The sequence below is a fragment of the Bacillus altaicus genome (genome assembly GCF_042136375.2).
Lineage (GTDB): Bacteria > Bacillota > Bacilli > Bacillales > Bacillaceae_G > Bacillus_A > Bacillus_A cereus_U.
In genome coordinates this window covers 3,988,939-4,002,287 of record NZ_CM143394.1, presented here as the reverse complement: position 1 = coordinate 4,002,287, position 13,349 = coordinate 3,988,939, and the positions used below count along the sequence as shown (strand labels likewise).

Sequence of the window (13,349 nt, the reverse complement as noted above, 5' to 3'; positions counted from 1 at the left end):
CTTTTGATTAAAAGATTAAGTGTAATAAGTAGTAAAATAATGCAGCTAAAGAAGCTGAGATAGGAAGTGTAATAACCCATGTAATTAACATGCGTTTTGCAGTTCCCCATTTTACACCTTTCACACGATGTGAAGCACCAACCCCTAAAATAGAAGAAGAGATAACGTGCGTTGTACTAACTGGTAAGTGAATGAATGTTGCACCGAAAATAACAAGTGATGATGATAAATCGGCAGCTACACCATTTACAGGACGAATTTTCATAATTTGTCCACCGACAGTTTTAATAATTTTCCATCCACCGACAGAAGTACCAAGACCCATTGCGATTGCACAACATAATTGTACCCAGAACGGGATGTCGTCAGAAGTATGATAGTTATTGGCCATAAGAGCCATCGTAATGATTCCCATTGCTTTTTGTGCATCATTCGTACCATGTGTGTAAGCTTGTAATGCTGCAGTGAAGATCTGGAATATACGGAAGTTCTTGTTCGTTTTCGTTAAGTTAAAGTTTTTAAAGACCACTTTAAAAATACTATATACGATGTAACCAATAACAAAAGCGATAATCGGTGAAATGATTAAAGCTTCAAGAATTTTTATAAACCCTTTATAGTTTAATGAGCTAATACCAGCAGCAGCAATTGCTGCACCAGCGATTGCACCAATGATTGCATGCGAAGAACTACTTGGAATGCCATAGTACCAAGTGAGCAAATTCCAGACTATTGCCGCAAGCAAAGCAGCTAAAATTACAAGTGAACCATTTGGCAAGGCAAACGGGTCAACGATATCTTTTGTAATCGTTTTTGCTACACCTGTAAATGTCATCGCACCTAAAAAGTTCATAATAGCTGCCATAACAATTGCATGTCTAGGCTTTAGAGCTTTCGTTGAAACAGCCGTTGCAATAGCGTTTGCTGTATCGTGAAATCCATTGATAAAGTCAAAAGCTAAAGCGCAAATGACTACTAAAACGGTCAGTATCAAGAGTGTATCCATGATCAAACTCCTTACGCGTTCTTCATAATGATTGTTTCTAATACGTTTGCAACGCTTTGACAGCTATCAGCTACTTCTTCAAGCTCTTCGTAAATCTCTTTAAATTGAATAATCTTAATCGGATCTTTCTCACGAGAGAATAAGTGCTTAATCGCATGACGGCGAATATCATCACATTGTGACTCGTAATCCTTAATCTTAATCGCATTTGTACGAATATCGACTAGTTTCTTTTTAGACAGTAGTTCAACAGAATTTGCAATCTCAATTGCACATTGATTAATTGCTTCAACGAATTTAATCATGTATTCATCAGCTTCTGTAATAGAATACATTTCGAATAGACTAGCACTGTGATCTAATCCGTCTAATACATCATCCATACTCATTGCAAGCTGTAGGATGTCTTCACGTTCAATAGGAGTAATAAACGCTTTGTTTAGCTCCATAATGATTTCGTGAATGAATGAGTCACCTTTTGACTCATACTCTTTCATGCGCATAGAAAACTCTTTTAAATCGCTAGCATTTTTAATTTTATACTCCACGAAAAACTGCGCGCCTTCTTTTAAATTTTCGGAAACATTCATTAGCATTTCAGAAAATTTATCTTTCTTTGATTTAAAGACCATTATTGTTACCCCCACAAAAGTAATATATGTAAAATATATTGGCTAATCAATTCTAACAAAAAACTGTCGTTTTTTAAAACATTTTATCGAAAAGTTTACAAAAACTTAACATAACTCTCATTGTTGTATTAATAATATTAATACTGAATAGTGAATATCTTACTTGTAGAATGTCCTTTTCTTGCAAAAAGTATGAATGTGAAAGAAAAGCTTTACACTATAGGAACGACTACGTTATTATAATAAATTTAAAAGGAGGTATATTCTTCCTTTTAAAAAGAAGAGTGTAAACAAATGAAGGAAGTGAACGAATGAAATTGAAGAACACTCACTTTAAAAAAACGCTTGAGTGGTTCAATAAGAGGAAGAAACTACGCAATTCATTAATTGTATTGGGAAGTTTACTTGCTACTCTATTTATTGTTGTAAATATAATAATTTCCATTCAAGATATATCTGAATTAAAACAAGCTGTTCCACAACCGACTTTAATTTATGATGCAAATAATGAAGTTGCGACTAAATTAGCTTCTTCTAAAACAGAAGGGGTCAAAAGGAAAGATATTCCTGATATTATGGTTCAAGCAATTGTTGCAGTAGAAGATAAGGAATTTTTTAGTCATCATGGTATTTACTATAGTGGAATCATAAGTGCTGTATTTAAGAACATTACAGCCGGTGAAGTTGTGGCAGGTGGTAGTACAATTACACAACAACTTGCGAAAAATGTATTTTTAACGCAAGACCGTACATTCTCGCGTAAAATAAAGGAATACTTTCTAACGAAAAAAATAGAACGTACTTATACGAAAGATGAAATTGTTGAAATGTATATGAATCAAATTTATTTTGGTGAAGGTGCTTGGGGGATAAAAAGAGCAGCTAAATCTTATTTTGATAAAGAAGTAAAAGACTTAACGATTTCAGAAGCTGCAACGATTGCAGGATTAATTAAAGCGCCATCTGCGTATTCACCGTATAAAAACTTTAATAAATCAATTGAAAGACGTAATGTCGTATTAGGTTTAATGAAGGAGCAAGGATATATTTCTGAAGAACAATATAGTCAGGAGAAAGAATCAGGTCTTGTATTACGACGTGGTGTTGACGATAAATATAAGGGGAAATATTCTCAATACGTAGATTATATTGTTAGAGAAGCGATGGACAAGTATGAATTAACACAAAATGAAATTTTAGCAGGTGGTTATCGTATTTATACGGAACTTGACCCGAAAAAACAACAAGCGGTTGAAGATGTTGTGAATAATGATAGTTATTTTAAAGATAGTGGTTCAGATCAGCTTATGCAAACTGGAGTGGTCCTTATGAATCCAAAAACTGGCGGTGTTCCGGCTTTAGTTGGAGGTAGAGGTCCTTATCAATTTTTACAGTTTAATCATGCAACACAATTAAAAAGACAGCCAGGTTCAACGTTAAAGCCTCTTGCAGTGTATGTACCAGCGTTAGAGCAAGGATATGAAGTATACGATGTCTTAAAAGATGAACCATTTAATATTAAAGAATATGCACCACAAAATAGTGATCATATGTTCCATGGTAATGTAACGATGTATGAAGCAGTGGCAAAGTCATATAATGTTTCAGCAGTTTGGCTATTAGAGCAAATTGGATTAGATAAAGGATTGAAATCTTTAGAGCGGTTTGGTATTCCATTAGATCCTGAAGACCGTACGTATCCGATTGCTTTAGGAGGTATGCATGTAGGGACTTCACCATTTGTAATGGCTCAAGCGTATAGCGCACTTGCAAATGATGGTGTCCAAGTAGAAGCTCATGCCATTAGAGAAATCCAAAATGCTGAAGGGGAAACAATTGGAAAATGGTATAAGAAAGAAACTCGTGTGACGAACGAGAAAGTTGCCCAAAAGATGACATACTTATTAAAAGGTGTTATTGAAAGGGGAACAGGTGAAAAAGCGAAAGTTAATAATATCGATACCGCAGGCAAGACAGGGACTACCCAGCTTGTAAATGGACCAAGCACTGGTGCGAAGGATTCGTGGTTTGTTGGATACACACCGGATTTAGTAGGTGCGATTTGGGTAGGGTATGATAAAACGGATAGTGAGCATTATGTGCCAGGAGGCAGCCAAATTACAACGACAATGTTCCGGGACATTATGAAGAAAGCGAATGGAAATCCAACTCAAAAGGCATTTCAGTTATCACTAATACCTGAGGCGGATTATACAAAACAATTAAAAATGATTGAGGAAGAAAAACGAAGGAAAGAAGAAGAGAAAAAACGAAAAGAAGAGGAACAACAAAGAAAAGAACAGCAAAATGAATGGATAGATAAAGTAAAAGAGTGGATTCCATTTTGGTAAAAAAAGAGGCGAATAACGAGTTCGCCTCTTTTTTATGAGAAATGAGTGATTTTATCTCGATTCAAAATGTGGCAACAGAAAAGAAGTTAGGTGAGAATCGAGCTGCCTATAAAAATCTGATTGGTTTAACTTAATAATCAGTGGGGATGGGAAAAGCGCCACTGATTACAGCTTCAGTTTATTTATTTAGCGTAACATTGGTCCTGCCGAAGGATTGAGAATCAAACGTGACGGTTATTATTCCTTTACTAATAGGTTCATATGGTAATTCCTCTTCGAAAATTCCAGTATTTTCATTATGGATAGAGAGTGTTATTTCATCAACATCTTTATTTTTATATTGATCTTTAATCGTTTCAGCGATTTGAAGTAGGTTTTCATAACTAGAAGCTTCTGTAACAAGCATTCCTTTTATAACTTTTTTTTCATTTTGTGTGGAAGAGGAATACGGGATGTTGTTTTGTTTTGTATACAGAAGTTCGTATGGAATTGTTTTTCTTTCTGCTTTTGAAACATTTGAATAATTTAGAGTTAAAAGAAACCCTATACATAAAATTATGCAAACCATAAGAACAAACCAAAAACGTGTCAGTGATATAATTCTCATTATCATCCCTCTTTCATGTCTTTGTCTTCACTATTTATCATACAAAAAGAGGATTAAGATAGAGTAAATTTGAGGTAAAGAAACGTAAAGAAGGAGCACTTATCTTCCAAAATAAGTGCTCCTTTTTATTAAAAGAGAGATTTAACATGCAATCAAAATAATACAAATTACTATAAATTAAATATTCTTGGTCGTTCAAAAATAAGATGAAAACTAAAATTAGTAAATTCGGAAGACTGATAGTGTAGCTGTTGTGTCACCAGTATTAGGAATGGAAATAGTATTTGCTGTAGGTTGTATAGAGATTGTTGTACCAGCTGTTAAAGTAACAATTGTGGAGAAAGAAACCGCACTACCGATAACGTTAGTTGAAAAATTACGAGTAGGTGGTTGACCGTTGAATGAAATACCGAATCCAAATGGTGAAGAACCGGGGAAGGTTGTAGATGCTGAGAAACTAATATCGTATACCCCTGTTTCTAAAATAGTTAAAGTATCTGAAGTGTCATTAAAAAAGAGATTATTTAGTTCGAAAACTTGATTGAATTGGATAGTTGTTCCAGGTGATATAGTTTGTGGATTAGAATTTCCTATTGCAGCTATAGTTACAGGTAGTGGTGTGCCCGACGGTCCAGTAGCGCCAGTAGCACCTTGAGCGCCAGCTGGCCCTTGAATACCTTGAGAACCTTGAGGTCCAGCCGGTCCTTGAATGCCTTGAGAACCTTGAGGTCCAGCCGGTCCTTGAGCGCCAGCTGGTCCTTGAGCCCCTGCTGGCCCTTGAATACCTTGAGGTCCTTGAGCACCAGTAGTACCTTGAGCGCCAGCCGGTCCCTGAGCTCCTTGAGGCCCTTGAGGTCCAGTAGCTCCCGTAGCTCCCGTAGGACCTATTGCTCCTCCGCCAAGGCAACCTGATCCATATTGCACTAGGATAGCTTGAATTTCTGTAATGAGCTTAACGAGTTTATCGATAGTACAGCAATCGATTTTGAATAACTTAGCAATATACAATAAATAATTAAGCAGACTTTGTAGTTCAACGTATAATGCTCCGCATGAGAAAGGTGATGTCTTTAGGATAGTTAATAAGTTAGTAATAATAGAGTTTCCGATTTGTTCTTGTGCAGGTGATAAATCTAAGCAACTGAGGAATTTTTGAAGATTATTTAGGAGATCAATTAGTTTATCAATATTATCTTGAGAAGGGTTTGGAAATACAGCTTGAATATTTTGACCAAGAGCTTGAAGAAGTCTAACATACTCTTTAAGTTCGGACTTAGAGATATTAATATAACTGCAAGCTCTTACTTCGCAACAATCATTACCATAGAATACTTTCCCTTTATTTTTGTTGGACATTTTTTCATTCCTTTCTTTTATAGAATAAATAGTCTTTACTATATAATAAAATGAAAATTAAACTGAATTCGTGATGGACAAACTACTATTTCAAAAAAATAAGAAGTTTACCCATCTTGCGAAAACAAAGAAAAATTAAGAGGTAGAGAAAGATTTATATAAGTAAAAAAAGAATAGGCTATAATAAAAAAACTGCACGCCAATTGTTAGGTTATATATAACAATTGGCGTGCAGTTCGTGGAACAGTCCAACATTTTTAACGATTAATTCTTTCGTGGTTTGTTTTAGGTAAAATTGGGATAGAAATAGTGAAAGTTGTACCATTTTGATTACTAGTAACTTTTAATGTGCCATTATGATTTTGAATAATTTTCTTCGTTACTGATAATCCCAGTCCCGTTCCTGAGTCTTTTGTAGAGAAAAACGGATCAAATATATATTCTTGAATAGCTGGAGGAATGCCGGTTCCATTATCTTTGAAAGTAATACGAACAAAATTATCTAAGCGATAACTAGTAATTTGAATAGAAAGAGGTTCTTCACCTTGAGCGTCGACAGCATTTTGAAATAAATTTAAAAAAACTTGCACGAGTTCATGGCGATCAATATTGACGAGTACACCATCTAATTCGGTAGAAAAATCATAGTCAATAGAAATGTTATGCAAAAAAACTTCACTAGCAAGTAGTTGTTGAATATACTCGCGTAAAAACGTATTGATTGGAAAATGTTCTCTAGTAAATTCACGCGTTTTTGAAATAGCTAAAAATTTTGTAATAATACTATTGGCACGATCTAATTCAGGGATGAGTAGACTTTTAAACAATTCTTTATTGGATGGAGAAACGCTATCTTGTAGAAATTGCAAGTACCCACGTACCGTTGTAAGGGGATTTCGTACTTCATGTGCAATCCCAGCTGCAATTCGCCCAGCTAGGGAAAACTTTTCGGCATCACGTTCTGTATTTAAATAATGAAATACACTAATAACTCGAAAAATCTCCCCATTATAATCACGAATAATACGGTTATTTACGATGCCATAGTTTTTGTCTAACACTTCCTCATTATATATTTCGGTTCCCGTTTTTAACGTTTCAATAGCTTTAATTTGTTCTTCAGGTAAGTTTAGTAATTGTTGAATTGGTTTCCCAATTATAGAATTTCGTATTACACCAAAATCATCTGCTGCAGCCTGATTACATAATGTAATGTTACCTTTATTATTAATAAAAGTGACGTGATGCGAGAATGCATCGAAAATATGAACAAAATGTTTTTCTAGTTGTTCAAATAAAAATAGTGAATCGCAAGTAAGCTGAAAGGTAGGCTCTTTATCTTTTTGTTGTATGTGTTGAATAGAATGAGATGTTCTCGTTTTTTTTATTTGTAAACCAATATGTGGATTTTTATATGTGAAATGATGTGGTAATTGATTTACAAGTTCTTCATATAACCGTACTTTATTTTCCAATTCTTTTATTCGATTTTCATGAGATAAAATAATATCGTCTTGAAGCATAAATAAATAACTCCTCAATTTAAAAATTCTTCCATCTAGTATATCATATTTTTATACGGATACTCTTAAAGAAAGAGCGACTTTATGAAAGTGATTGGATGGTATTTTTGTGAAGTAATATAGAATGAATGTAAGCTGAAGTTGGGAAGGGAGGAATTCGTTTGTTTTTTATTGGAGTGACGGGATGGGGAGATCATGATTCTTTATATAGTAATCCCTATGAAAATAGAAATAAATTGCGAACTTATAGTGAACATTTTCCCATTGTGGAAGTAGATAGTTCATTTTATGCGATACAACCTGAGCGGAATTATACAAAATGGGCGATGGAAACGCCGAAAGATTTTTCTTTTATAGTAAAAGCTTATCAAGGAATGACAGGACATATGAAAGGGGAAATCCCTTTTTCTACGTTCGATGAGATGTTTGATGTGTATAAACAATCAATTCTTCCTTTAATAGAAACGAATAAATTAAAAATGATTTTATTTCAATATCCACCATGGTTCGATTGTAAAGTGAAAAATGTAGATTTACTTCGATACACGAGAGAAAAAATGGAAGATTTCCCATGTGCAATAGAATTTCGAAATCAAACATGGTTTTATCCAGAAATGAGAGATAAGACGTTACAATTTTTAGAACAAGAAAAATGGATTCATACAATTTGCGATGAGCCTCAGGCAGGAATAGGCTCAGTACCGCTTGTATTAGAGGCAACAAACTCAGACATGGCGTTAATACGTTTTCATGGCCGGAATGTTCATGGATGGCTTGACAAAGGAGAAAATTGGAGAGCGGTTCGTTGTTTATATCGATACAATAATAATGAGTTGAAAGAATGGGTAAAACGATTAGAGCAATTGAAAAAAAAGACTAAGGACATATACGTTTTGTTTAATAATAATTCGGGTGGGGATGCGGCGGACAATGCGAAACACTTGATGGAAATGGCGAATATTACATATGGCGAGCCGAAACCAGAGCAATTAAATTTATTTGAATAAATACAAACAAGAAAAGCACTGTACAAACAGGGGGAATGTACAATGCTTTTCTATATGAAAAAGAGGGGTAACAATGTTACTGAGCGTTTGGTTGATTCATCAATTGTTGGCTTCACAATAAATGATAATGGTTATCATTATCATAGTCAATAGTTTTTCGGAAAATAAATAAAAAACTTTTGATATTTTGAAAATAAATAAAAAAAGAACAGCGATTACTGCTGTTCTTTTCCATTGACGAATTGTTGTAAATCAAAAGGAGTTATCGCTTGGATAAATTCCTTTGAGATAAGTGTTTGAACAAGAGTGCTTTCAGAAATTGTAGCACCTGTTTTCTTTTCATAAGATTTCTTTAATAAATCAAGTTTTTCAGCCGTTTCTTTCGGTAATTCAATTGTTAATGTGTTCATAATTTCTCCCCCTTACTATTAGATTACCACTACAGTATAGGAGAGACAAGAAAAGAGAATATGAAACATAAAAAAGGTTACCAAATTTACAAATGGTAACCTTTTTTATGTATAAGAGTTATTAAGCAATACCGATATACTTTAAAGTTTTTGATGGAGTACTGTGATCAAAGAAGTGTTGTAAAAATGCAATATCAACACCTGATTTGTATGCACAATAGCCCCAAGTTTTTCGAAGTGTATGTGAGCTAATCCCTTCTAATCCAACTTCTTTTGCAGCTTTGTTTAAAATGTACCATGCATGTTGTCTCGTAATAGACTTTGTTCCTTTTTGAGACTTTAATAATGGTTCATTACGTTTCCAAGTTTTACGTTCTTTCATGTAGTCTTCGATTGCGTGCTGTAAGTCTTCATTTACAGCAAACCATTTATGTTTCTTTACTTTTTCATTGTAAAATAAAATGGAATGGCGAACATTTTCATTTTCATCGATTACATCACTAACTTTTAATTGTAAGATTTCACTTACTTTTAAGCCAGAATTTACAGCTAATACGAATAATAAGCCATCACGTTTCGAAGATTGTAAAAGTATATTTTTGATAGTTTCTAATTGTTTTTCGTTTTGAATAGGTTGTCCTGCTTGTTTCATTTCACGCACTCTCCTCTTTTATATGTGTAAAGGAAAGGATTAACTTGTTTCTTACTATAAAGGGAGAGTGTGAATTTCATGTGAACTCCTAGTGAAATTAAGACAAATTATTTGACTTCTTTCACTTTTTGTAAATTAAAATAAAATACAACGCTATTAGTGGTATTATACACACCGTATTCGGCGCGATGGAGATCTAAAATGTTTTTCACAATGGATAACCCAAGGCCAGTACCTCCAGTATGACGGCTACGAGAAGCGTCTAAACGGTAGAAGCGATCCCAAATTTTTTCAAGGCTTTCTTCTGGAATAGGATTACCTGTGTTTTCAATTTCGATTTTCACTGTATCTTCCGTTTCTACAACAGAGACGTGTATTTTTTCACCATCTGGAGTATATCGAATTGCATTGCTAAGTAAGTTTACAACGACTTGCTCAATACGGCTACGATTTGCTTTAACAAATAGAGAAGAGTCAGAGTGGATGTCCACTTGTAAATGTTTTTCCTCCATACTAAATAATAATTTTGTATAGACTTGTTGAATTAATTCACCGATCGAGAATGTTGACATTTCTAGTTTGTACGTACCTGATTCTAGTTTTGCTAATTCTAACATTTCAACAATGAGCCTGTTCATATTATCTGTCTCTTCCAAAATAACATTTGTATAATATGTCGTATCTTTACTTACGCCATCTTGAATACCTTCAGCGAAGCTACGAATAACACTAAGTGGTGTTTTTAATTCATGAGATACACCAGAAATGAATTCTTTTCTCGTTTTTTCCAATTGACGTTCGCGTTCAATATCTTGTTGTAATTTTGTATTGGCAACATTTAATCGGTCGATTCGATCTTTTAAATTTACAGAGAGTGTATTAATACTACTTGATAAACCGCCAATTTCATCGTCTGCTGTAACAGGTAACTTCTCGCTAAAATCAAAGTTGGCCATTTTTTTTGTAACGCGATTTATCTTAATTAATGGTTTAACAATGATTTTTGAGTAGTAGAAGGATAACAAAATAATAACGAGAAACACGATAATTAAGGCATAGACATAATAATCTTTTAAAACGAGCATCGCTTCATTAACAGGTTGTAAAGATGCTATCACAAAAGCGTACTCCTTAATTTCTCCGTTTTCCATAATAGGCTTTACAAAGACACTGTTTTTTATATTTTCCCCACTATCTAAAATATACGTGTTTAATTGATTTGAATTAGAAGTACCTTGTCTAATAGTTCTTGCAAAATATTGAACAGCTTGTAATGTTTCAAAATCCTTTGCAAGACGAACCTCAGTCTTGGAAGGAAGCTGTAATTTAGATATTACCCCAGTAAAATGGATTGGAGAACCAGTATTATCATATCGATTTTTAAGTTTATTTTTAGATGGATTACCACTAATGGATTGAAAATCTGAATTGAATTGTTCATTTTCCCATCTAGTATTATTAGTTATTAATTCTTGAGGGGTTATTATATTATTCGGTTGGAGTAGTCCGTCTACATAAATTATTCCATCTTTTTTTAATCCTAAGTTTGCGAATTTATTATATTCTTCTGGTGTTAAAAGATTGTTAAGGGGGATGGAATAGGTTTTATTATTGTTAGGGTTAATCACATCAATGTAAAAACTGTTTTCACTTTTAATAATTCCGTTAGAATCTAAAAATTGAATTTCGGCATTTGTTTTATCATGAAATTCTTGTTTTAACTTTCTAGTTTCCTCAAAGCCTTGGTCGCTTTTCTCGTAATTATCTACGAATTTTTCAAAAGCCGTTTGAACGGTTTTTACTTTCTTATTAATATAGAACTTCTCTAAAAATAGAGATTGTCCAAGGAAAAAAAGGAGAAATATGATTGTAAATAAAGTTGATGTTAATAAAAATAGTTTAAAGACGATGCTTCTGTTCTTCACTGTTTCACCTCGTATGAAAAATACTGTAATATAAATGATTTCTTAATTATAACAAAGGTTACAAAAAAGTAGAGGGGATAAATCTGTCTCTCTCTAAAGTAGTTTTTTATAGAAAGTCACATAAAGAGAAGGTGCAGTGACTGTCGAAGTATTTTAGCATAAAAAAGAACTCGCCAGACGTATGACAAGTTCTTTAGTGTGCTATTGCTGAATTGCTGCATCTAAAGCGATTTCAATCATTTCGTTAAATGTAGTTTGACGCTCTTCAGATGTTGTTTCTTCACCAGTGAAGATATGGTCGCTTACTGTTAATACAGATAATGCGTTTACACCATATTTAGCTGCTAATGTGTAAAGAGCAGTCGTTTCCATCTCTACTGCTAATACACCGTAATCTCCAAGTTTTTTAACCATGTCCATGCTCTCACGATAAAATACATCTGCTGTTAATACGTTACCAACACGAACGTGTAATCCTTTTTCTGTTCCAGCATCGTAAGCTTTCTTTAAAAGATCAAAGTTTGCAGCAGGAGCAAAATCAAAACCTGGGAATGTTAAGCGGTTCATATTAGAATCTGTACAAGCCGTCATCGCAATAATAATGTCACGTACCTTAACATCTTTTTGAATTGCACCACATGTCCCAACACGAATTAAATTTTTCACTCCGTAGCTTTGAATTAATTCGTTTACATAAATAGAAATAGAAGGAACACCCATGCCTGTACCTTGAACAGATACACGCTTTCCTTTGTAAGTTCCAGTGAAACCTAACATGCCACGCACGTTGTTATAACAAGTAACATCCTCTAAAAATGTTTCAGCAATATATTTTGCACGTAATGGATCACCAGGTAATAGAATAGATTCAGCAATTTCGCCTTGTTTTGCTTCAATATGTACACTCATGAAAAATCCTCCTTATAATGTATTGATAGAAATCAATATCATTTGCATTATACACTACGACTCCTTTCAATTAAAATCTTTTTTATTTGTAATATGTGCAAAAGAGGAGGATTTCATAAATCATAATCTAGAATATATATTTAAGAGGTTTTGCATAGATAAAAACAATGAAAATGGTAGGTGATATTTTGAAAAATCTTGTCATTGGGCTTATTGCACTAGTACTTATTGTGGCAGGAGGATTTTACATAAAAAAATATCAAGAAACTGTAGAAACGACCGGAGATGTTCAAGAAGTGAAATGGGATGTAAAAAATAAAAAGGGAAATGAAAAAGTCGATATTTCGTTTCAATTGCTAAATAAAATGAATAATGAAGTTCGTGGTGTGAACGATCAAATTCGAGCAGTGATAGTGGATGGGAATTTGAAAAACATACAACAAACGAAGCCTATATTTGCTGGAAATGGATCGTATAAGCTATCTTCAGATGTAGCAAAAGGTGAAGAGTACACGATATTTTTGTATGAAGATGAAAACAAGTCCGTGGAATCATTTTCTAAGAAAGATTTTGATGAAGAAAAAAAGGAGAAAAACAAGGACAAGAATAAAAAGAAACTACCTGTCGATACTGTACTTACAAAAAATATAGGAGAGCATCAAGTGTCTCTTTTATTTGGTGCATTACATCCGAATGAGGCAACGACATTAACATTTCAGTTTCAAGCGAAAAAGGGAGAAAAGCTGAAATTAAATTCAGGGAGAGGTGAAGTCAACGCTATATATATCGTTGATGAAACGAGGAAACATTTTTTATATGCCATTCCTGTTGATACGGATGAACAATTACAATATCGTATTACATTTCCAGAAGAAGGAACATATAAAATATGGGGGGATTTCTATATAAATGGTAAGAAGTATGAAAAGGAGTTTAGTATACAAGTGCAAAAACGAAAAAACAGCTAAGTA

General features: G+C 33.7%; 12 protein-coding genes. 3 read left to right on the top strand and 9 right to left on the bottom strand.

Translation table 11 applies throughout. The features are described from left to right. Positions 1-7: 7 nt before the first annotated feature. Together ACE38F_RS20645 and ACE38F_RS20640 are read right to left on the bottom strand one after the other, a co-directional pair. Positions 8-1,006, bottom strand: a complete 999-nt coding sequence (locus tag ACE38F_RS20645) for an inorganic phosphate transporter (protein ID WP_002149443.1) — start codon at positions 1,004-1,006, stop codon at positions 8-10. A gap of 11 nt (positions 1,007-1,017) precedes the next feature. Next, complete coding sequence (locus ACE38F_RS20640) at positions 1,018-1,638, bottom strand: DUF47 domain-containing protein (protein ID WP_002086688.1); 621 nt, start codon at positions 1,636-1,638, stop codon at positions 1,018-1,020. Positions 1,639-1,949: 311 nt separating this feature from the next. On the opposite strand from ACE38F_RS20640, the gene ACE38F_RS20635 reads away from it, so the two are divergent. Further along, positions 1,950-3,989 carry a transglycosylase domain-containing protein gene (locus ACE38F_RS20635; RefSeq protein ID WP_341307270.1) on the top strand — a complete coding sequence of 680 codons (2,040 nt, stop codon included), beginning with the start codon at positions 1,950-1,952 and terminating at the stop codon, positions 3,987-3,989. A 178-nt stretch (positions 3,990-4,167) separates the two neighbouring features. On the opposite strand, the gene ACE38F_RS20630 is transcribed toward ACE38F_RS20635, so the two are convergent. The 3 genes from ACE38F_RS20630 to ACE38F_RS20620 form a co-directional block, all read right to left on the bottom strand. After that, on the bottom strand, positions 4,168-4,596 hold the full coding sequence (locus ACE38F_RS20630; RefSeq protein WP_341307269.1) for a hypothetical protein: 429 nt from the start codon (positions 4,594-4,596) through the stop codon (positions 4,168-4,170). A 219-nt stretch (positions 4,597-4,815) separates the two neighbouring features. Continuing rightward, positions 4,816-5,952, bottom strand: coding sequence for a Gly-Xaa-Xaa repeat protein (locus ACE38F_RS20625; protein WP_375369795.1), 1,137 nt, complete (start codon positions 5,950-5,952; stop codon positions 4,816-4,818). Between the two features lie 257 nt (positions 5,953-6,209). Next, the gene (locus ACE38F_RS20620; protein WP_375369794.1) at positions 6,210-7,475 is read right to left on the bottom strand and encodes an ATP-binding protein; all 1,266 of its coding nucleotides are present in this window, start codon (positions 7,473-7,475) and stop codon (positions 6,210-6,212) included. 161 nt (positions 7,476-7,636) lie between these two features. Here ACE38F_RS20620 and ACE38F_RS20615 point away from each other — a divergent pair, with 161 nt between their 5' ends. Next, positions 7,637-8,482, top strand: a complete 846-nt coding sequence (locus ACE38F_RS20615; protein ID WP_341307266.1) for a DUF72 domain-containing protein — start codon at positions 7,637-7,639, stop codon at positions 8,480-8,482. 215 nt (positions 8,483-8,697) lie between these two features. Here the strand turns inward: ACE38F_RS20615 and ACE38F_RS20610 are convergent, their stop codons facing one another. The 4 genes from ACE38F_RS20610 to deoD form a co-directional block, all read right to left on the bottom strand. Next, positions 8,698-8,892, bottom strand: a complete 195-nt coding sequence (locus ACE38F_RS20610; protein WP_002149425.1) for a DUF3924 family protein — start codon at positions 8,890-8,892, stop codon at positions 8,698-8,700. A 121-nt stretch (positions 8,893-9,013) separates the two neighbouring features. Further along, a complete protein-coding gene (locus ACE38F_RS20605; RefSeq protein WP_000806236.1) occupies positions 9,014-9,544 on the bottom strand; it encodes a tyrosine-type recombinase/integrase in 531 nt (176 codons plus the stop codon). Between the two features lie 107 nt (positions 9,545-9,651). Next, a complete protein-coding gene (locus ACE38F_RS20600; protein WP_215555747.1) occupies positions 9,652-11,469 on the bottom strand; it encodes a sensor histidine kinase in 1,818 nt (605 codons plus the stop codon). Positions 11,470-11,670: 201 nt separating this feature from the next. After that, positions 11,671-12,378 carry a purine-nucleoside phosphorylase gene (deoD, locus tag ACE38F_RS20595; protein WP_002158622.1) on the bottom strand — a complete coding sequence of 236 codons (708 nt, stop codon included), beginning with the start codon at positions 12,376-12,378 and terminating at the stop codon, positions 11,671-11,673. Between the two features lie 173 nt (positions 12,379-12,551). Between deoD and ACE38F_RS20590 the strand changes: the two genes are divergently transcribed. Continuing rightward, positions 12,552-13,346 carry a hypothetical protein gene (locus tag ACE38F_RS20590; RefSeq protein ID WP_375369930.1) on the top strand — a complete coding sequence of 265 codons (795 nt, stop codon included), beginning with the start codon at positions 12,552-12,554 and terminating at the stop codon, positions 13,344-13,346. Positions 13,347-13,349: the final 3 nt, after the last annotated feature.